Raw genomic sequence first — 21,195 nt, 5'->3', positions numbered from 1 at the left:
CCTTACTCCTCTCATTATCCTCCAAGAGGAATTTGTTTGATCGCTTCATATTTAGGCGTTTGGTCAATATTCGTTTGGAATAAAGTAACAGAACCCACATGAAAATGTTCGTTTAACAAATATGGGGCGCTTTTCTCCTCCAAGGAAAATGAAAGCTGTCCTTCCCATTTTCTGGCGACAGTAATATGAGGTCTAAACGGACGTTCATCTAAAGAGAAATCGAAAGCTTTGCACGTATTATAAACTTCATTTCGCAACTGGTATAATAACTCGTTTTCTTTCACGCCTACCCATAAAATTCGCGGATGTTCCCGTTTCCCAAAAATTCCTGCCTCTGAAAGTTCAAGTGAAAAAGACGGAATTTTCCGGCAGGGCTCAAGCAAGCTTTCTGACAGCAAAGCAAGCCTCTTTGCATCAACATTCCCTAAAAACACTAATGTTACATGATAGTCAAAAGGATGGACGTAACGCGAAAAGTGCCACCGATCTTGATTCGCTGATATCCATTTTGTAATACTTTTTGCCGTTTCAATCGGAACATCCAATGCAAGAAAATAATGTTTTTGCATTTTTTTCTATCCTCACTTTCGAACATATTGTAGCAAAAACTGCGCATTCTTTGTATATCCGAGTTTTTCTGTCCGTATAAATTATGATATGATATGGATGGACTATATCAAAAGGAAGTGTTTTGAATGCGCGTAGTTCATAATATCGCTGATTTAATAGGAGAAACTCCATTAGTCAAATTAAACAGAATTAGCCCGAAAAACGGCGCAGATATTTATGTAAAGCTTGAGTATTTTAATCCTACCCGCAGCGTTAAGGACAGAGCTGCTTATAATATGATCGTAGAAGCTGAAAAACAAGGTTTGTTAAAACCGGGAGCTACAATTATTGAACCGACAAGCGGCAACACTGGCATTGGGCTCGCCATGAATGCGGCCGCCAAAGGATATCGGGCAATTATTGTCATGCCGGACACCATGACAGAAGAACGGATCAATTTGCTGAAAGCATACGGAGCTGAAGTTGTATTAACGCCTGGGGACGAGAAAATGCCCGGTGCGATTAAAAAGGCGCAAGAACTGGTAAAGGAAATACCGAACAGCTTCATACCGATGCAGTTTGAAAACCCTGCCAACCCAGATGCCCACCGGAAAACAACAGCTTTAGAAATTGTCGAAGCAATGAAAGAAATAGGAAAACCGCTTTCCGCTTTTGTTGCAACGTCTGGAACAGGAGGAACAATCACCGGCACGGGAGAAACGTTAAAAAAATATTTTCCTGAGATGACCATTCACGTTGTCGAGCCTGCTGGGTCACCTGTTTTATCCGGGGGCAGTCCTGGCAAGCATAAACTTGTCGGAACAAGTCCTGGCTTTATCCCTAAAACATTAAACACGAACATTTATGATGAAATACACAAAGTGAAGGACGATGAAGCGTACGAAATCACCCGCAGACTCGCCAAGGAAGAAGCTATATTAGTGGGACCTTCATCAGGTGCTGCATGTTTTGCCGCAATTCAAGTTGCAAAAAGATTATCTCCTGATGATGTTGTCGTGTGCATGACGGCTGATACAGGCGAACGCTATTTATCAAGCGATTTGTTCTTATTTGAATAACCGATTATAAATTGCCTTCTTGCTGTTTCTGTGAGATAATTGAATCTAATTATGTAAAGTTTTCTAGGGTTCCGCAAGTGCCGTTCGCTTGGACTGGTCCGAGAGAAAACGCACAAATTGCTGTGTACACGGAAGGATAAAAGCCTGGGAGAATGACCTTATGGTTTCTCGCAGGCTTTTTTGATTGTGATGGAAAGGAGGAATTTGTTTATGAATTGGTTTTTAATCGTTGTTTCGGCTATTTTTGAAGTGGCGTGGGTCATCGGCTTAAAGCACTCAGACAATGTTTTGGAATGGATGCTAACCGTGATCTCTATTTGCATAAGTTTTTTGCTGCTTCTTTATTTAACTAAAAAATTGCCGACAGGAACGGTATATACAATATTTGTCGGACTCGGCACTTTAGGAACAATTTTATGTGAGATTATTTTATTCGACGCCCATTTCAGCCCGATGAAAATGGTATTTATTTTGTCGCTAATTTGCGGAATCATCGGGCTGAAATATCAAACAAGCAAATTGGAAGCAAAAGAAGGTGACAAATCTTGAGCTGGATATTTTTAATTATTGCAGGATGCTGCGAAGTCATCGGCGTAACAGGATTAACAAAAGTGAACTCGTCGCCAAGCTTCTCATCCTTCTTTATGCTAATTGGCGGATTTATTTTAAGCTTATATTTTTTATCGCTTTCGATGAATGAAATTCCGATGAGCATTGCCTATGCAGTCTGGACAGGTATCGGCACTGTCGGCAGCACGCTCGTCGGCATGTATGTATTCGATGAACCGAAAGACAAATGGAGAATAACATTTATCGCCTTAATTATCGTTTCTGTTATTGGGCTGAAGCTAGTAGACTAAAGGACACTTATTTGGCTAATTCATAAATCGCTTGAGCGTAGATGGCTGTCGCTTTTAACAGGTCTTCGATATAAATGTATTCGTCTTTTTGATGGGCGATGTCTTCCCTTCCCGGAAACAACGGACCAAAGGCGATTCCTGCCTTGAGAGATCTGGCATAAGTGCCGCCGCCGATGGAGATGAGCTCCGCTTTTTGCCCTGTTTGCTCTTCATACACTTTTTTCAATGTTTGAATAAGCGGATGATTTTGTTCTACGTAATGGGGAGCTGAATCGGAAAAGTGAATAAGCTGGCAACCAGCTATTTTTTCTAGTTTTTCTTTAATCTCGCTCCCTTTTTTTGTTACAGGATAGCGGATATTAATGCTAACGGTTTTCTCTTTCCCCTTTTCGTAATGAATAATTCCGACATTCACCGTTAACTCACCGCTTACTTCATCTTGTGTTGAGATATCCAGCTTTTTCCCTCTTGTATCTTGATAAAAATAACGATTAATCCAATCAACAAAGCCTTTTCCTTCGCCATCCAGCGGCAATGCTGACAAAAAATTCGCCAAATAAATCCCGGCATTTTTTCCGTTATCAGGTTCCATCGCATGAGCGGATATCCCTTCAAGCTCGGCGACTGCACCTTCTTCATTTTGATACATTCGACCTTTTAATTGTGATGCTGATAAAAATTGCTTAAAGCTTTTTTCAACCTCTGAGAAATTTTGGACATTTCCAAGCACAGCTTTCGCAAAATCAGGAACCATGTTAAACCGTCTGCCGGAAGAAAAGCTTTTTAACACATATTTTCCTGCTGCATGTTTATTCACGCTGTTCACCGAAAACACTGCATCGATTATCCCTTTTTCTGCATGAATAATTGGAAAATCAGCATCTGGCGCAAATCCGATGTCAGGCATTTCTTCATGCTTAAAGTAATGATCGACACAGCGCCAGTCACTTTCTTCATCAGTGCCAATGATCATTCTCACCCGCTTAGATAACGGAAGACCTAATTCTTTTACAATTTTCATGGCGTAGTATACTGCCATCGTCGGCCCTTTATCATCCAACGCACCGCGGGCATATATTTTCCCATCATGGATCGTTGCGCCGTAAGGATCAAATGACCAGCCGTCCCCTTCTGGCACGACATCAACATGGCAGAGGACGCCGACGATTTCCTTTCCTTTTCCCATTTCAATATGACCGGCATATCCGTCTAAATTTTTGACTTGAAACCCGTCTTTTTCCCCTTTTTGCAAAAGATGTTCTAACGCTTGCTTAATTCCTTTGCCAAACGGTGCTCCAATTTGTTTTGTTTTTTCATCGAGCACACTTTTGATTTGTAGAAATTTTTGTGTTTCTAAAATAATTTCTTCTTTTCTTTTTAACACTTCATCCATCCAGTTCATGATACGTTCGATCCTTTCTTTCTCTTATTATTTAAGTGTAACATAAAGATTCTCTTTTTTTTCAGCAAAAAAAATGTGGTTGTCTTCTTGCAAAAAAGTCAAAAAACGAATATTATATATATGTTTTTATAAAATGTTCGTATTTAATTGGAGGTATCATATGTTTAAACTAAAAGAACACGGAACAAATGTTAAAACTGAAATTATTGCCGGTTTAACCACCTTTTTAACAATGGTATATATCGTTGTTGTCAACCCAATTATCTTATCGGAAGCAGGCGTTCCGTTTGATCAAGTGTTTACAGCGACAGTTGTTGCCACGATCATCGGTACTTTATGGATGGCGCTTTCGGCAAATTATCCGATAGCGATCGCTCCAGGTATGGGAATGAACGCATATTTTGCCTATACTGTTGTTGGGGCGGAAAAAGTTAATTATGAAATTGCCTTTTCAGCAGTATTTCTTGCAGGCATCCTGTTTATTATTCTTTCGCTAACTCCGTTTCGTAAACAAATAATCGAAGCCATTCCAAGCAATTTAAAAAATGGAATTACCGCCGGCATCGGTTTATTTATTGCGTTTATCGGACTAAGATTGACCGGGCTGATCACCGATCATCCGCAAAATTTAGTGACTCTTGGGGATCTGCATTCTCCTTCCGTCGTTCTCGCTCTTGTCGGCCTTGCTATAACTCTTATCTTAATGAGCTTGAATGTTCATGGTGCACTTTTTATCGGAATGATTTGTACCGGTATCATCGCATTTTTTACCGGACAATTATCGTTTGACCAAGGAATTGTTTCAATTCCAAAACTGCCGGAAGGCATTATAATCGCCAACCCGATTGATGCAATTGGGGATGTGATTCAACATGGTTTATTTGCAGTCGTCTTTTCCTTTTTATTAGTGACCATTTTTGACACAACTGGAACAATGATCGGTGTTGCCAAACAAGCAGGTTTAATGAAAGGGGATGAAATGCCGAACGCACGCAAAGCCCTTCTAGCTGACTCAATAGCAGCAACAGCAGGCGCTATGCTCGGAACAACTCCGACGAGTGCTTACATTGAGTCTTCTTCAGGAGTAGCTGCTGGCGGTAGAACTGGATTGACAACTTTAACCGTTGCCGTATTGTTTGGTGTTGCTGCATTTTTCAGTCCGATCGTTGCTGCTGTGTCCGGCATTTCAGCGATTACAGCACCTGCGTTAATTATAGTTGGAAGCTTAATGATGGGCTCAATTGCCGAAATTAATTGGAAAGAAATAGATGAAGCATTTCCAGCCTTTTTAGTCATTTTAAGCATGCCGCTTACATCAAGTATTGCAACTGGAATTGCGCTCGGATTTATCTCTTATCCTCTCATGAAAGTCATGAAAGGAAAATGGAAAGAGGTTCATCCATTTTTGTACATTTTCGCCGTACTATTTTTCATCCAGCTCTTTTTCCTGGGAGGTCATTAATTAAGAGGCTTTCCCAAAAGGAAAATCTATTAAAAATAAAAAATGGATATCGGGCTTTTGAAATTGGAGATGCCTCTCTAAGCTGATATGCACCCCTTAAGGTAGAGCAATCTGTTTTGCCTTAAGGGGAGTTTTTCTATGCATGTCATCCATTCTAAAGTGTCTTTCTATGTATTAAGATTGGACGCAGGCTGCACCTCTATATAGTTGGAACGAACTATTAAATTTGTGGAGCATTAATCATCATAAGGGTTTATCTAGAAATTCAAGTCCTATTAAGTCATAAACGTCGATTGGATTGTCAATAATCCGTACAAACGACTTTTTTGGCAGCCATAGTTCAAAATATCATCATGATCGTAACGGTATGAGGTGTAGGTGAACAAGAAAAGGAACGTCCATAAACGTCCCTTTTCTTATTTTAAATAACAATCCAATTATGCTTGTACATTTACACCTTTTTCGTCTAACTCGATTTTTTTCATTTCTTCAGCAGGTAGCTTCTCAATCTTGAAACCGACGAAAGCATAAATGATGGCGATCAACGGACTGATAATATTCAAAATTGCATACGGTGCATAGCTTAATGTAGCTACTCCCAAAGTCGCAGACATAAAGGCCCCGCAAGTGTTCCATGGAACGAGGGGAGAGGTCATCGTCCCTGCATCCTCCAATGTCCTCGATAAATTTTTTGCATGCAGCCCCCGTTTTTTATAAGCAGTCAAATACATCCTTCCCGGAATTAAAATTGATAAATATTGGTCACAGGCAACAACATTTGCCGTTACACAAGTAGCAACCGTTGCTGTAATTAAGCTTCCAGTTGATTTTGCCAGTTTCAGCAAAGAATCGACGATTGTCTGCAGCACTCCGCTTGTTTCTAAAATTCCCCCGAAACTCATGGCGATCATAACTAATGAAACCGTATACATCATTGCTTCTGTACCGCCGTTATTCAATAAATTGTCAAGGACTTCGTTTCCTGTTTCCTTCGAAAACCCATAAACCGCAATACTAAAAATGTCTGAAACAGGCACACCCTGTACGAAAATTGCAACAATTGCACCCATGATGGAGCCAATGACCAGTCCGGGAATTGCCGGAGTTTTTGCTGCAATCATGCCAAGCACAATCACTGGCACAAGAAGAAGCCATGGGCTAATGACAAACAAATCGCTCAATTGCTGCTGCAATACTTCAATTTCATTTGACCCTGCTCCGTTCCCTTTATTAGCAAGCCCGATAAAGAAGTAAATAATAACTGCAATGATCAGCCCCGGGATAGTCGTATAAAGCATATGGCGGATATGATCAAACAATTGCACACCCGTTATTCCGGGGGCCATATTTGTCGTTTCAGATAAAGGAGAGATCTTATCACCAAAATAACAACCAGAAACGACTGCTCCAGCAACCATGGCCGGGTTAATCCCTAAACCGATCCCCACACCCATGATGGCAATCCCAATCGTTCCGGCAGCGGTCCACGCATTTCCCGATGCAAGAGCGACAATGCTGCATATGACGGCTGCAATCGGCAAAAAGTAAGTGGGAGATAGAAATTCCAATCCGTAGTAAATCATCGTCGGAACGATTCCCGCAGCAAGCCATGTTGCAATGATGGTCCCGATGATCATCAATATGATGAGGGCCTGTAAAGATAAGGAAACGGAACTGATGATCCCTTTCTCCAGTTCCCTCCATTCATATCCTAGATACTTGGCCACTATTGCTGCAACAACAGCACTCAACAACAGCGGGATATGGGCGTCGGCCTCAAATACGAACAGCCCGACGAATAAAATGACAACCATCGAAACGATCGGAATTAAGGCGACGAATAATGAAGGCGTTTTCTTTTCTTTCATTGGCATACCTCTTTCCTATTTTTTAATCTTCTATAAACTTAAGAATGCAATTATTATGCCAAATGATAATTTTCTTAAATTTTGTATTTTTATGTGTACTTCAATCCAAGAAGTTATACAATCTTGCATGCAATATTCATTTGTGCATATTTGATTGGTAAGGTTCGTGCAAACGGAATCTTTCATTTTGTTAATCTGATTCATAAATTCAAGTATGGAAAAGGAGGCTTACTGGTCGCAAAATAAGACAGTAAACTCCCTTGTTTCGATTGGTTTCATATTCTAAATTTTCGCACGATTTCCAGCAATGACTCTGACATTTCAGCCAAAGAACTGCTTGCTGCGGAAATTTCCTCTATGATGGCAAGCTGTTCCTCAGTTGAGGTGGAGACAACATTGTAAGCATTTGCATTTTCATTTACTGATTTGGTCAAGACTTTTGCCGACTCGGACACTGCCTGAAGTTTTTTTAACACTTTTGCGGCTTCATACGAGATTTGTTCAATTTTTGATACGATCACTTCAATTTTTTCATTGATTAAATTAAATTTTTTCTCCGTCGCTTTCGTTATCGAAATTCCTCTTTCCACATTTTCATTGACTTTTTCCATTGAAGAGACGGTCTCTTCACTTTCCTTTTGGGTTTGATAAATTAATTGTTCGATCTGTTTTGCCGATTTTTCCGATTCTTCCGCAAGCTTCCTAACCTCCTCGGCCACAACAGCGAATCCTTTTCCGTATTCTCCGGCCCTGGCAGCTTCAATAGAGGCATTCAAGGCAAGCAAATTTGTTTGCTCCGTGATCGTCCGTATGACGGAAACAATGTCACCAATTTTCTTTGCCTTATTATGAAGAGCTTGCAAAGAAAGATTTGATTGCGCCACCGAATTTTTGATGAGGTTTATTTGCTCGACTGTATTGTTGACAATTTTTCCGCCATCGATGATGTCACGATATGCTTCATCTGTCACTTTTTTCGTTTCTTCAGCAATCGAAACGATCTGATACGTATGTTCGGAAATTTCGTTCAGTTTATCGGCCGCTGCTTCCATCGATGCAATTTCTTCGCTCGCACTGACGGCAACTGTTTCAATCGCATTAGCCACTTCTTCTGACGCCCTGACCGATTCATCCGTGCTGCCTGATAATTGCTCGGAAGAAGATGACAGCTGCTCAGCGTTCAAGGAAATATCCCTTATGATTTGTTTTATCATTACAATCATTTGCTTAAAAGTTCGATAAAGAGAGCCGATTTCATCCCTTGATTTTATATCCGTTTGCAGCGTTTGTTCCGCTTCTATAATATTGCCTTCTTCCAACTGCTTTGCCGCTTTTTCCAGATATGTAAGCGGGCGGATGGTACGACGGACGTATATCAATACCGCACTGTTAAAAAGAAAGAAAATAACTATAGAGCCTGCAACAACAATTGGGAGAACATCGAAAATAACTTCTTTTGTGATCCCATCTACCTGTTCTACTGCAAGATCTACCCCGATCGCTCCTAATATTTCTCCTTCCTTATTTTTTAACGGGGCATAAGCGGATACGTACCGGCCATACTCAGGGTCATCGACAATACCTGTGCTGACGGATTCTCCCTTCAGTATGGGGCTTATATCAACCGATTCCATAATCTCCCCAATTTCTGATGCCACATCTGATCCTTCGGGCTGCCCGTCAATCATGAGAACGATATCTTCCTCTTCATTCAGCTCCACTGTATACACATAAAGAGCTCCGATTTTTTCACGGAAATCATTAAGTTCGTTCCGCAATTGCCAATACAGGTCCGATTGGGTCCGATCCTCTAAAAATGTTTCATAGTCTTCCAAATTCATATGACTGGCGATGTTTTCAGATATTTGGACGGCGAACCTAGATACGGATTTCCCTGTACTGTGGTTAATGATGGTAAATATAAGGGCAATGGTTGCAAGGGTAAACAGCAGGAGACCAATGGAAATAGCAATGGAAAATTTTCTTGAAATCGATATTTTTTTCACAGCCTTCAAACCTTCCTAATAAGGATATATGTTTTTTTGAATATTGCATCATTTAAAAGTGGAGTATGATAAAACGAAGAAAATTGGAGAGAATCTCCAACTTTCTTCCTAAAGGACATCGATCATTCATCAAAGGCAATGGAAATATATTTTGTCTCAAGAAACTCTTCGATTCCGTAATGTCCGCCTTCCCTGCCCAATCCGCTCTCTTTGTAGCCTCCGAATGGCGCCTGGGCGGTGGAAGGCAGTCCGTCGTTCAACCCGACAATTCCGTATTCAAGTGCTTCACTGATTCGAATTGCTCGGTTCAGATTTTCTGTAAAAACATACGCCGATAACCCGTAAGCCGTATCGTTCGCACGAGTGATCACTTCTTCTTCCGTCTTAAACGTGATGATCGGAGCAAGAGGACCGAAAATTTCTTCCGAAACACATGTCATTTCATCAGAAACGTTTGTAACAATCGTAGGCGGATAGAAGAACCCGTTATTGGAAGCAGGTTTTTCCCCGACGTACACCACCTTTGCCCCTTTATGCAACGCGTCATCAAGGAGCTGTTCCATTTTTTGTACAGCATTTTGATCGATGAGAGGTCCGAGGTCTACTCCTTCTTCTAGTCCATTTCCCACTTTTAATTGGCTGAGCTCTTCCTTAAAAAATTCAACAAATTGATCTACAACAGATTCTTGAACGTAAATACGATTTGTGCAAATACATGTTTGCCCAGCGTTTCTAAATTTTGAAGCAACAAGAGCCTTCGCCGCCTTCTTAAGATTTGCATCGTCCATTACGATAAATGGGGCGTTTCCGCCCAGCTCAAGGGAGATTTTTTTTACGGTGTCTGCTGCCCCTCTCATCAAGACTTTCCCCACTTCAGTGGAACCGGTAAAGGTAATTTTTCTTACCCTAGCATCTTTTAGCCACGCATCACCGATTGCACCTGATTTTCCAGTGACAACATTGATGACTCCTTTTGGAATTCCTGCCTGCTCCGCTAATTCCATAAGTTTCAAGGCTGTAAGAGGTGTTTGGGTGGCTGGCTTAACGACTGCTGTGCATCCTGCTGCCAACGCCGGTCCGATTTTCCGGGTGATCATTGCTGCCGGGAAATTCCACGGGGTAATTGCTACAATCACGCCAACCGGTTCTTTGCGGACGAGAATCCGTTTATTCCTAAAGGAAGCAGGAATTGTTTCCCCGTACACTCTTTTTCCTTCTTCCGCATACCAGGAAATGAAGCTGTTTGCATAATTTACTTCCCCGATGGCTTCTTGTAACGGCTTTCCCTGTTCCATCGTCATGATCCGGCCAATTTCTTCTTTTTGCTCATCGATCAGATAGTACCATTTCATCAATAATTTTCCCCGCTCTTCAGCGGTCTTTTTCGCCCAGGATGGAAAAGTGCGGAAAGCCGCATCTACTGCTCGGACGGCTTCAGCCGTTCCTGCTTTAGGAATGGTGGCAATCGTTTTACAAGTCGCGGGATTCACCACATCAATCGTTTCCCCTGTGTCGCTGTCAACCCAATTTCCATCAATGTACATCTTGTACGATTTCACTGCTTCCATTCGTTTCACCTCTTTAAACATGCTGTTTTTCCAGTACAGTCTCAATCGATTGCTCCAGTATAGTTAACCCTTCCTCCAATTGTTCATCAGTAATGACTAACGGAACTAAAATGCGGATTACATTACTATATATACCGGCGCTAAGCAACAAGAGGCCGCGATTTTGCGCTTCTTCAATAATCCGGCCAACTGCTTCCTTATCCGGGGCTTTGCTCTTTTTATCCTTGACGATTTCGAAGGCGCACATTGCCCCAAGTCCACGGCTGCCGTCCACTTGTTCAAAACGGCTTTCAAGCTCGTTGAATTTATCCATAATTTTTTTGCCAATTTCCTGCGCCCGGCTGTTTAAGTTTTCAGACTCGATAATATCCAATACGGCTAATGCTGCTTTACAGCCTAACGGGCTTCCAGCATACGTGCCGCCGATTTCCCCGGGTGAAGCAGCATCCATAATTTCTGCCCTTCCGATTACACCGCTGATCGGAACTCCTGCTGCCAACGACTTGGAAATCGTAATCAAATCTGGAACAACATCAAAATGATCGATGGCAAAATAACGACCCGTTCTGCCAAATCCTGTTTGGATCTCGTCAGCGACGAACAAAATTCCGTATTGGCTGCACAGCTCCCTGACTCTTTGAACAAAAGCTTTATCAGGGATGATAAAGCCCCCCTCCCCTTGAACAGGTTCCATAACAACAGCGGCGATTGTATTTGGATCTACATCGGTGATAAGGAAGTTTTCAAATTGCTCGATCACATATTGGCTGTACTGTTCTTCCTTCATTCCGTCAGGTCTGCGATAAATATAAGGATAAGGAGCACGGTACACTTCCGGAGCAAAGGGGCCGAATTCGTATTTGTACGGCTTCACTTTGCTTGTCATTGTCATCGTCATCAAGGTACGGCCGTGAAATCCCCTTGTAAAAGAGATAATCCCCTGCCTCTTCGTATATTTGCGTGCGATTTTCACCGCGTTTTCAACAGCCTCTGCCCCGCTGTTAAAAAATGCTGCTTGCTTCGGGAAATCTCCCGGTGCAAGTTCTATTAGTTTTTCGGCAAGCTCAATGTAAGAATCATATAAAAAAACATTAAATCCTGTATGGATGAAATTTTCTGCCTGCTCCTGGATCGCTTTTACCACTTTCGGATGGGAGTGTCCCACATTTATAGTTCCGATTGCGCCGGCAAAATCGATGAAAGTGTTTCCGTCAATGTCTTCAATCAAAGCTCCTTTTGCGTTCTTTGCAAAGGCTAGGCAGCCATTTGAGATTCCTTTTGGAACGTATTTCTTCCTTTTTTCCAATAGAGCTTGAGATTTCGGTCCAGGTACGGCCGTATTCACTTTTGCATATTTTCCCATGCTTCATTCTCCTTCATATATAAATTTCATTATGACCGAAAAAAGGAGGATAATCCTCCTTTTTTCGAATCCGACAAAGCACATGTTCTAAACCGTTGTTAACCTCAAGAAATTATTGTACTTTTACCGTTTCTAATACTTTTTTGAATGTTTGAATAACTGTATCTACCTCTTCATAGCTGATGGTTAAAGGCGGCTCGATACGGATCGTTTTTGAGTTTACGAGAGTTCCGGCGACAAGCACCCCGTTATCAAACATTCCTTTAGATACTTCATAACCAATTTCATCTTTGTGGAACTCGACTCCGATCATTAAACCTTTTCCGCGGATATCCAGAATTTTATCTTCATGGCCCTTTGCAGCCTCTCGCAATCCATTAATAAAATATTCTCCAACTTCGGCAGCTCTTTCAGGAAGTTTTTCTTCCAATAAAATATCAATTGTTGCGATCGCTGCTGCACAAGCAATGGGGTTTCCGCCGAAAGTGGTTGTATGGACAAACGGGTCTTTAAACCAGTTCTTGAATACCTTCTCTTTTGCTACAACTGCCCCTGCAGGCATTACTCCTCCGCCAAAGGCTTTCGCTAAACAAATGATATCTGGAACAACATCAAACAATTCAGCTGCAAACATTTTGCCAGTACGGCCCATTCCCGTCTGCACTTCATCAAAAATAAGAATGGCATCGTATTCATCACACAATTCTCTAACTTGTTTGAGGTATCCCTCCGGCGGGATATTGATTCCTCCTTCTCCCTGAATTGGCTCTAAAATCACTGCCCCTACATCTTCCCCAACAAGGGCACAAGTTTCAAATGTTTTTCTCATCATATCGATGTCACCGAATGGAATGTGACGGAAACCGGAAACAAGCGGCAAGAAAGGTTTACGGAATACGCCTTTCGCCGTTCCGGACAAAGATCCCAAGCTTTTTCCATGGAATGCTTTTGTCGTTGAAATGATCGTCGAACGGTCGCTGTACATTTTTGCTAGTTTCAGTGCAGCTTCCACACTTTCAGTACCGCTATTGGTGAAAAATGCATACTTCAAGTCCCCTGGCGTAATATGGGCTAAAATTTTTGCCAGCATGGCACGAAGTGGATCGAGCAAATCCTGGCTATGAAGCGCCTGGCGATTCAATTGATCTTTAACCGCTTTGATCACTTTCGGGTTGCGGTGACCAACGTTATATATCCCAAATCCGCCAAGACAGTCGATATACTTTTTGCCTGTTACATCAGTAAAACAGGAACCAGAGTCGGACCACTCCACTGCAGCAAACTGCTGATCCTTTGTCACTGTTTTCCGATATTCCAAAAAGCCAGGATTAACGTATTCGCGAAAGCCGTCAACGGTTTCCCTCGTTACCCATTGTGCTTCTTCTTCCGTAATATTCTCTTTCTCTATTAAATCCAATACCTGTTTAATATATAATCTAATATCTTCCAACCCTGTCTTTTTTTGCTCTACATTCACATTCATTTTTAATCCCCCTGCTTTTTTAGTTTAGTTTGAAAACCATCTGATTGGTTCAACTTGAAGATTTATATTGATTTGTTTTGTCTCCTGATAGGTGTCAAGTCCGTAAGTGCCGAGAGCGCGTCCTATCCCGCTTTGCTTATAACCTCCCCAAGGAGCCTCGTTGTACGTATTATGGTACATATTGATCCACGTAATCCCGGCACGGACTTTTTTGATCACACGAAGCGCCTTTGCACCATCTACTGTGAAAACTGCACCCGCAAGGCCATAATCTGTGGCATTGGCAAACTGTATCGCTTCCTGTTCATCTTTAAACTTTTGAATGACGACAACAGGTCCAAAAATTTCGTCCTGAACAATTTTCATGTCATTTGTCACATCGACAAAAACAGTTGGTTCAACAAAGTATCCTTTATCCAAGCCGTTTTCAGTGATGCGGTTTCCACCGCAAACAAGCTTTGCCCCTTCCTGTTTGCCGAGTTCAATGTATCTCAATACTTTTTCCATATGCTCCTGGCTGACAAGAGGCCCCATTTCCGTATTTGGGTCGTCTCCAGGACCCACTTTGATCTTTTTCGCCCTTTCGACGAAACGGTCAACAAACTTGTCGTAAATGCTTTCTTCAACCAAAATTCTCGATCCGGCAGCACATACTTGTCCTGTTCCGCAAAAGATTCCAAACAGGGCATAATCAACGGCTACCTCAAAGTCGGCATCTGCAAAAATGATGTTCGGCGACTTTCCACCAAGCTCAAGAGAAAGCTTCTTAATATTTCCTGCAGCAGCCTTCATGATACTTCTTCCCGTTTTTGTTCCTCCGGTAAAGGACACAAGGTCCACATCCTTGCTTTCTGCGATTTCATTCCCAACAGTTGCTCCTGGTCCCATAACCATATTGGCAACTCCTTTTGGTATCCCCACTTCTTCAATTATTTCGAAAAGCTTTGTCGGTGTAACGGGAGTAACTTCCGATGGCTTATAAACGATTGTGTTCCCTGCAGCGAGGGCAGGAGCAATTTTCCAAACACTCATGAGCATCGGATAGTTCCACGGAACGATCAAGCCGCAAACGCCTACTGGCTCTTTAACTACAAGGGCTTGAGCCGGATCTGAAACCTGGTAAGTGACTCCTTCCGGCTTCGTGATGAGCCCTGCATAGTAGCGGAAGCAATTTGCCGCATCGGCCATATCAAATCTAGCTTCCCTTAGAGGCTTCCCATTGTCCATCGTTTCGAGGCGGGCAAGTTCTTCAGCATTTTCATCAATTTTGTCGGCAATTTTATAAAGGTAAGTTGCCCTCTCTGCAGCAGGAACATCAGACCAGATACCGCTTTCAAAGGCTTCCTTCGCCACTTTGATCGCTTCCCGGGCGTCTTCCACCGTTCCTTCCGCTGCTTGGGCGATTACTTCACCAGTAGCCGGATTATAAATATCCCTTTTGTTCTTTGTTTTGGAATCAATCCATTCTCCGTTGATATACATTTTTAAATCAAACATCTATACACCCCTCCTTGTTTTCTATTTTTTATTTTGCAAGAACCATGCCAAAACTCATTCCCGAAGCAATGAGCGATCCAATTGGTGATGTGGCATAAGATTTATCGAAAATTGCTCAATCAGAAGAATTAATCAATTTATTGAAAAAAGAAAAAAGTATGCAGTTTTGCATACTTTTATCTATTTGTGCATATGAGATTTTCTTTCTCGCGTCATAGTTAACTTTTTAATTGGCTTTCCTTTTCTCGTTCTTTTAAAATTTTTTGATATTTTCTGCTCACCGAAGACTGGCTTACTCTTAAAGCCTTTGCAGCTTTCGTCGTCGTTTTGTACTGTTTCATCGCAAGCAAAATCAGCTGTTCCTCCACATAATCAAGGGCTTCCTGCAACGGCATCACCCGTGAGATGACAGGTTTTTCCCGTTTGAAATGGATATTCGATGAAAGGATGCGGTCGACATCTTTGGCATCAATCGTATCATTGTCAGTGGAAACGGCCAATCTTTCAATCACGTTTTGCAGCTCCCGTACGTTTCCGGGCCACGAGTATACTTCCAGGAGATTGAGAGCGTCTGGAGAAAGGTGGAAATTTCTGTTATACCTCTCATTAAACTGTTGCAGAAAGTGAAAGGCAAGAAGCGGAATATCCTCTGGGCGTTCCCTTAAAGGCGGCACCCGGATTGGGATGACATTCAGGCGGTAATAAAGGTCTTCGCGGAACTTCCCCTCTTCCACCATTTTCTCCAGATTCCTGTTCGTTGCAGCAATGATCTGCACATCAATGGGAATGGGGACGGTACTGCCGATTGGCACGACCTCCTGCTCCTGTAAAACCCTCAGAAGTTTCACCTGTAAGCTCATGGGCATTTCCCCGATTTCATCGAGAAACAAAATCCCTTTGTCCGCTTGTTGGAAATACCCTACTTTTCCGTTTTTATCCGCACCGGTAAATGACCCTCTTACATACCCAAAAAGCTCACTTTCAAGCAAATTCTCCGGAATAGCGCCGCAATTCAGCCTCAAAAAAGGATGGTTTGACCGTTTTCCCAATTGATGGATCGCCTGGGCAATGACTTCTTTTCCTACACCTGATTCTCCATAGATCAAAACGGTGGAGGAAAATTCCGATACTTTCATTACCTGATCCATGATTCTTTCCATTTTCGAACTGCAGTAAATCAGCTTTTTTGAGAGCCGGTCCTTTGTTTTGAAGGAGTCCAATTCCTGCTTGTATTGATCGGTAATTTTTTTCATTTCCCTTAGTTCCGTTTTTAGTTTTGTTGTTTCGGTAATGTCTCTTGAAGCAATGATGATCCGGTCAATCTCTCCATTTTCATCAAATACAGGATTACCGACTGCTAAAATTTTCTTCCCAGAGTTTGTTTCCTGAACGATGGATACCTTTTTCTTTTTCTCCAATACAAGGCGGGTTACTGAAGGCTTGAATAAGCCCTTGTTCTCAAGCTCCACCAGATTTTTCCCAAGTATGTCCTTCAGTTGCACTCCCCAAAAATCAGGAATAAAGCTTTCACTGTAGCGGATGAGCTCTCCTTTATTATTCACAACGAGGATTTCATCATAAATTGTTGAGAGGATCGCATTCAAATCTTTGTTTAAGTTTTTGATATGCTCTATTTCCATGGCCATTTCTTCAACCATGGGCAAGTCTTGGACAATGATGATTATTCCTTCCACTTCATCGTTGTAATCAATGATCGGGCTGTAATCGACGAGAACCCCTACATGGTCCGAAATTTGGATCTGATTCAAAATTGTGTCTCCGGTCGAAAATACCCGGTTGATATGATCTCCATTAAATATTTGTTCAGCTTTCTTTCCGAGTACATCTTCCGATTTCATTCTGATCATCTTCAGCCCTGAGTCATTGCACTGGATGATGTTTTTTTCCCGATCAACCACAAAAATACCCATCGGAATGGAAGTCAATATGATCTTTAACAGATCAAAGCTTTTCACGCCATCATGCTTAAACAATTCCGCAAGCGCATCTTCCCTTTTGATGTAACCGGTATAGTTTCCTTCAGCATTTTTAATGATCGCAATCGGTTCTCCGATAATTTGGAAAATGTCGGGGATGGACACAGAAGATGAAAGCTTTGGAATATTGTCAAGCGGAACCGAACATTCTTCTATAACACTTACCGGTATTTTTCCATCCTTATTTGTTTTTGACAGCAAATCCTTGATCCGGATATAGGCAACCAATTCATTTCTTTTTTTTAAAAAAAGGAACGGATCGGGACAATTTTCTTTCTTGCAATGGAAAAACCCATCATCCATTCCATCAAGGTCGAGGGAAACGATCGGCCTGATTTTGTCTCCTGATAGCGAAAACATAAGCCTCTCCCTTTCTTTTTACTATTATTTTATCACCAAATGATTGTTTTTTAGGATTTTTTTCTTTTATAGAAGACGGAGAACCGACTAATCATTTGAACCGACTTAAGAAAACAGCACGAAATGGAAAAGAGGAGATGTTATCATCCCCTCAACATCACGAACCCGAACCGTCCTGCATTTAAAAATAGTGATTGATTCAAAGTTAATCTGCGGCTCTTGCGTAAATTTCCTCGACGACAAAAGCAAGAACCATTCCCGGAACAACTCTGTCTCCCTTTTGTACCTCTATGGATTCTACTTTCCCGCAAATACCTACAGCGACCGTTTTCTGCTCTCCATCATCAGTTCTGATCGTAAACAGCTTTTCCCACTCATAAATCTTTTCATCCACTTGGATGGCTACTTCTTCAACTACTCCGTTCCAAGAACTCATTACGTATTCACGGGTAACGATCATTTTCCCCCTCCTTCCGCTCAATATTGTTCCGCCAGGTGGTGATTCGTCAAAATCGTCCGAAAAAAGTCTTTGCATTGCTCTGTATCCGTACAATGAATTCCCAATTTATCTGCCCAGATTTCCTCTTTATCGATATCTTCTTTACACATGAGCATAAATCTTTCCGTCTGCAAAGACATGACCATCGCTTTGCCAAAGAACTGATTGGAGAAAATCACTGCCAAATCATAACGGTAGTTATTGGAAGCGATGCAGTAAAAATAAATCGTTTGATTTTCCCTATCTTCTAACAGTAGCATTGCATTAAGTTAATTTTAATTTGTCAAGCCCAATTTTATGTTAAATTTCATCTTTTTGGATATAAAAAAACTCCTTATAATTAGGATTGGCAGTCCTATCCAAATCCTAAGAATAAGGAGAAACCATTATGGATAAGAATACCACAGAATCCACAATAAATGAACTATTTAAAGAGATCGATCCAATAACTTTTTCAAAACTAATTAATGTGATTGACGTTGACAAATACATTAAAAAATTAACGGTGTATAAGTTTTTACAACTTTGTATCATCGCTCAGTTAAATGAATTGGAAAGCTTAACAAAATTGGCCAAACATTTGAAAGACAAGGAAGAGTTGCAGACATATCTGGAATTTGATGCAATTAGTACTTCGCAACTTTCTCGCAAATTAGGCCAATTATCCCCTCAACTGTTTGAAAAAGTATTTAAATATCTGGTCTTAAAGATCCAAGGGCAAATGAAAAATGCCCCGATCATCCGAAACATTGGTCGTCTTCTGGTCATTGATTCTACCACGATGAGCATGAGTTTGAGCCAATATCCATGGGCAACTTTTCGTAAGACAAAGGCTGGTGTTCGACTCCATTTAAAGGTTGTTGTAACGAAGGATATCACTGTTCCGGATCAAGGGATTATCTTACCCGCGAAACATGCCGATCGCACACAGATGGACGAACTCATTGAAATCGATCCAAATGCGATTTACTTGTTTGATCGAGGGTATGTCGATTACAAACAGTTCGACCGCTTATGCCGAGAAGGGGTGCGATTCATTACCCGGCTTAAAAAGAACGCAGAGATTGAAGTTTTATCGGAACGGATTCCCAATCCAGAACGTTTGATTTATAGGGATCAGATTGTCATTTTAGGAAATGACCGTAATCATACCAAAATGACTCATCCTCTCCGATTGATCGAAACGGTCGACAGCGAAGGGAATCCCGTGATCATCATAACCAATTGCTTTGATCTTTCTGCGGAAGAGATTGCAGATTTATACCGATATCGCTGGAAGATAGAGACCTTCTTTAAATGGATGAAACAGCACCTTAAGATAAAAAGATTTTATGGAAAAAGTCAAAATGCCGTTTACAATCAAATTTGGATCGCCCTAATCACCTATTGCTTACAGGCCATGCTCCAATTAAAAGTGAATCACGATGGTCCTTTATTAGAGATCAAGCGAACTTTACAGAATCTGCTTTTTAAAGGTTTTGACTGTTTTGTTCGCTCCCTTTTTAAAAAGCCAATTCGAACGTCCAACGGTCGGAAAAAATACCATTGGGAAAAAGATTTTGAAACCATCGTGTACCAATTTGAAGAAGGGGAGGTGGAACACCTAGACGATTTAGTTTATGATCCAATGTTTCTGTAATATATTACCAAATTGTGGAAATGGACTGCCGATTAAGACGTCATTGTCCTTTTAAGCTTGCTTAGAAAGATTGTATGTCTGAATATTCAGTTACATGAAATAACTGGAATTTTTATTGAGCTTGACAAACATTAAATTTTTTTATGCAACGCTACTGATCTTCTAATAAAATATCCAATTTATCCTCCCCTTTACACTGTAATCCAGCCGCGAAGACGTGACGCTTCTATTATGCTCCGTACGCCCTCTATATAAGCCGCGACTTTCATGTCCACACCGTAACATTTCATTGTTTTATAGACTTTATTGAAACTTTCGTTCATTTTTTGTTTCAGCTTTCTATCCACTTCTTCAACCGTCCAGTAGTATCCTTGATTATTTTGGCACCATTCAAAATAAGAAACGACCACCCCGCCGGAGTTTGCCAATATGTCGGGAACAACTAGAATTCCCCGATCTTCGAGAATTTGTGCCCCTTCTTTTGTTGTCGGCCCGTTAGCTGCTTCCACAACAACTTTACAATTCAGCCTGCCCGCATTTTTCTTTGTAATTTGTCCACCGGTTGCAGCCGGGACAAGGACGTCGCATTCTTTCTCAAGCAGTTCCTGGTTGGAAATGGTATGATCAAACAGATTGCTGACGACTCCATAAGAATCTCTGCGATCTAACAAATAAGGTATATCGAGACCGTTTTCGTCATAGATTCCGCCTAACACATCGGAAACACCGACGACCTTGGCACCTAACTCATGCAAATATTTCGCCAAGTATCCTCCTACATTTCCGAATCCTTGAACAATAACTCTCATTCCTTCTATCGGGATATTTTTAAGCTCGCTGACAAGCTGAAGGATATACAGCAGTCCTTTTGATGTAGCCGTCTCCCTGCCCAGCGATCCGCCAAGTGCAATCGGTTTTCCGGTAATGAAGCTGGGATTGTCAAACTCCCGGATATGATCATATTCATCAAGCATCCATGCCATGATCTGCGCATTCGTATACATGTCAGGAGCTGGTATGTCTTTTGTAGGTCCCACAATTTGGCTGACGGCTCGTACATATCCTCTACTCAATGCTTCCAGTTCGCGTAAACTCATCTCAAGGGGATTGCAAACAACCCCGCCCTTTGCTCCCCCGTATGGAAGTCCGTTGATTCCGCATTTCATGCTCATCCAACCGGAGAGCGCTTTTACTTCATCTGCTGTAACATCCTGATGGAAACGAATACCTCCCTTCGTTGGTCCGCATGCATCGTTATGCTGAGCACGATATCCTTTGAAAACTTTAATAGACCCATTGTCCATCCGAACAGGAATCGTCACTTCCAAAAACCTCATAGGTTCTTTCAAGAAGTTGAATGTCTCCTCCGAATAATTGAGAATATCGATTGCTTCCCGCAACACAGACTGAAATTCGATAAGGGGATTTTGCTCCTCCTGTTCCATATTTGATTGATTGTTATTTTTTGGTTCAGCCGTTGAAGTTGACATGATAACACCTCTTTTTTTCTTTGTAACTATGAAAATGCAAGACTCGTGCCAATAGGCCATTTAGTTTAGAAAA

The 21,195-nt window shown here is 41.6% G+C and carries 17 protein-coding genes and 1 riboswitch; of the genes, 5 read left to right on the top strand and 12 right to left on the bottom strand.

Going from position 1 to position 21,195, the window contains the following annotated elements; all coding sequences use genetic code 11:
- Nucleotides 1-14: 14 nt before the first annotated feature.
- The gene (gene thpR, locus NSU19_RS05265; protein ID WP_063386605.1) at nucleotides 15-569 is read right to left on the bottom strand and encodes an RNA 2',3'-cyclic phosphodiesterase; all 555 of its coding nucleotides are present in this window, start codon (nucleotides 567-569) and stop codon (nucleotides 15-17) included.
- A gap of 126 nt (nucleotides 570-695) precedes the next feature.
- Between thpR and cysK the strand changes: the two genes are divergently transcribed.
- From cysK to NSU19_RS05250, 3 genes are all read left to right on the top strand, one after another.
- A complete protein-coding gene (gene cysK / locus NSU19_RS05260) occupies nucleotides 696-1,628 on the top strand; it encodes a cysteine synthase A (RefSeq protein WP_063386604.1) in 933 nt (310 codons plus the stop codon).
- A gap of 52 nt (nucleotides 1,629-1,680) precedes the next feature.
- Nucleotides 1,681-1,781: riboswitch (guanidine-I (ykkC/yxkD leader) on the top strand.
- A 57-nt stretch (nucleotides 1,782-1,838) separates the two neighbouring features.
- Nucleotides 1,839-2,177 (top strand): multidrug efflux SMR transporter, encoded by a 339-nt coding sequence (locus tag NSU19_RS05255; RefSeq protein WP_130157146.1) that lies wholly within the window; start codon nucleotides 1,839-1,841, stop codon nucleotides 2,175-2,177.
- Nucleotides 2,174-2,488 carry a multidrug efflux SMR transporter gene (locus NSU19_RS05250; RefSeq protein WP_130157144.1) on the top strand — a complete coding sequence of 105 codons (315 nt, stop codon included), beginning with the start codon at nucleotides 2,174-2,176 and terminating at the stop codon, nucleotides 2,486-2,488. Before NSU19_RS05255 ends, NSU19_RS05250 begins: the two co-directional genes overlap by 4 nt.
- A gap of 7 nt (nucleotides 2,489-2,495) precedes the next feature.
- On the opposite strand, the gene pepV is transcribed toward NSU19_RS05250, so the two are convergent.
- Nucleotides 2,496-3,890, bottom strand: coding sequence for a dipeptidase PepV (pepV, locus tag NSU19_RS05245; RefSeq protein WP_327855817.1), 1,395 nt, complete (start codon nucleotides 3,888-3,890; stop codon nucleotides 2,496-2,498).
- A gap of 160 nt (nucleotides 3,891-4,050) precedes the next feature.
- Here pepV and NSU19_RS05240 point away from each other — a divergent pair, with 160 nt between their 5' ends.
- Complete coding sequence (locus NSU19_RS05240; protein ID WP_063386600.1) at nucleotides 4,051-5,352, top strand: NCS2 family permease; 1,302 nt, start codon at nucleotides 4,051-4,053, stop codon at nucleotides 5,350-5,352.
- A 437-nt stretch (nucleotides 5,353-5,789) separates the two neighbouring features.
- Here the strand turns inward: NSU19_RS05240 and nhaC are convergent, their stop codons facing one another.
- The 9 genes from nhaC to NSU19_RS05195 form a co-directional block, all read right to left on the bottom strand.
- A complete protein-coding gene (gene nhaC, locus NSU19_RS05235; RefSeq protein ID WP_339199078.1) occupies nucleotides 5,790-7,220 on the bottom strand; it encodes a Na+/H+ antiporter NhaC in 1,431 nt (476 codons plus the stop codon).
- A 275-nt stretch (nucleotides 7,221-7,495) separates the two neighbouring features.
- A complete protein-coding gene (locus NSU19_RS05230; protein WP_339199075.1) occupies nucleotides 7,496-9,226 on the bottom strand; it encodes a methyl-accepting chemotaxis protein in 1,731 nt (576 codons plus the stop codon).
- Between the two features lie 122 nt (nucleotides 9,227-9,348).
- Nucleotides 9,349-10,785 (bottom strand): NAD-dependent succinate-semialdehyde dehydrogenase, encoded by a 1,437-nt coding sequence (locus NSU19_RS05225; protein ID WP_339199967.1) that lies wholly within the window; start codon nucleotides 10,783-10,785, stop codon nucleotides 9,349-9,351.
- A 22-nt stretch (nucleotides 10,786-10,807) separates the two neighbouring features.
- The gene (gene gabT / locus NSU19_RS05220; RefSeq protein ID WP_130157138.1) at nucleotides 10,808-12,157 is read right to left on the bottom strand and encodes a 4-aminobutyrate--2-oxoglutarate transaminase; all 1,350 of its coding nucleotides are present in this window, start codon (nucleotides 12,155-12,157) and stop codon (nucleotides 10,808-10,810) included.
- Nucleotides 12,158-12,269: 112 nt separating this feature from the next.
- Entirely contained in the window at nucleotides 12,270-13,640 is a 1,371-nt protein-coding gene (locus NSU19_RS05215; protein WP_339199072.1) for a putrescine aminotransferase, read from the bottom strand.
- 24 nt (nucleotides 13,641-13,664) lie between these two features.
- Nucleotides 13,665-15,137 (bottom strand): aldehyde dehydrogenase family protein, encoded by a 1,473-nt coding sequence (locus tag NSU19_RS05210; RefSeq protein WP_130157134.1) that lies wholly within the window; start codon nucleotides 15,135-15,137, stop codon nucleotides 13,665-13,667.
- 218 nt (nucleotides 15,138-15,355) lie between these two features.
- Nucleotides 15,356-17,494 (bottom strand): sigma 54-interacting transcriptional regulator, encoded by a 2,139-nt coding sequence (locus NSU19_RS05205; RefSeq protein ID WP_327855813.1) that lies wholly within the window; start codon nucleotides 17,492-17,494, stop codon nucleotides 15,356-15,358.
- A gap of 205 nt (nucleotides 17,495-17,699) precedes the next feature.
- Complete coding sequence (locus NSU19_RS05200) at nucleotides 17,700-17,954, bottom strand: hypothetical protein (RefSeq protein ID WP_082830222.1); 255 nt, start codon at nucleotides 17,952-17,954, stop codon at nucleotides 17,700-17,702.
- A 17-nt stretch (nucleotides 17,955-17,971) separates the two neighbouring features.
- Entirely contained in the window at nucleotides 17,972-18,253 is a 282-nt protein-coding gene (locus NSU19_RS05195) for an SAV0927 family protein (RefSeq protein ID WP_339199067.1), read from the bottom strand.
- A gap of 128 nt (nucleotides 18,254-18,381) precedes the next feature.
- Here NSU19_RS05195 and NSU19_RS05190 point away from each other — a divergent pair, with 128 nt between their 5' ends.
- On the top strand, nucleotides 18,382-19,632 hold the full coding sequence (locus tag NSU19_RS05190) for an IS4 family transposase (RefSeq protein WP_094244900.1): 1,251 nt from the start codon (nucleotides 18,382-18,384) through the stop codon (nucleotides 19,630-19,632).
- A gap of 191 nt (nucleotides 19,633-19,823) precedes the next feature.
- Here NSU19_RS05190 and NSU19_RS05185 read toward each other — a convergent pair whose 3' ends face one another.
- Complete coding sequence (locus NSU19_RS05185) at nucleotides 19,824-21,077, bottom strand: Glu/Leu/Phe/Val dehydrogenase (RefSeq protein ID WP_339199965.1); 1,254 nt, start codon at nucleotides 21,075-21,077, stop codon at nucleotides 19,824-19,826.
- Between the last annotated feature and the right edge of the window lie 118 nt (nucleotides 21,078-21,195).

This window comes from Aeribacillus sp. FSL k6-2211, from assembly GCF_037966125.1.
GTDB classification, from domain to species: domain Bacteria; phylum Bacillota; class Bacilli; order Bacillales; family Aeribacillaceae; genus Aeribacillus; species Aeribacillus composti.
This window is presented reverse-complemented; position numbering and strand designations above follow the sequence as displayed.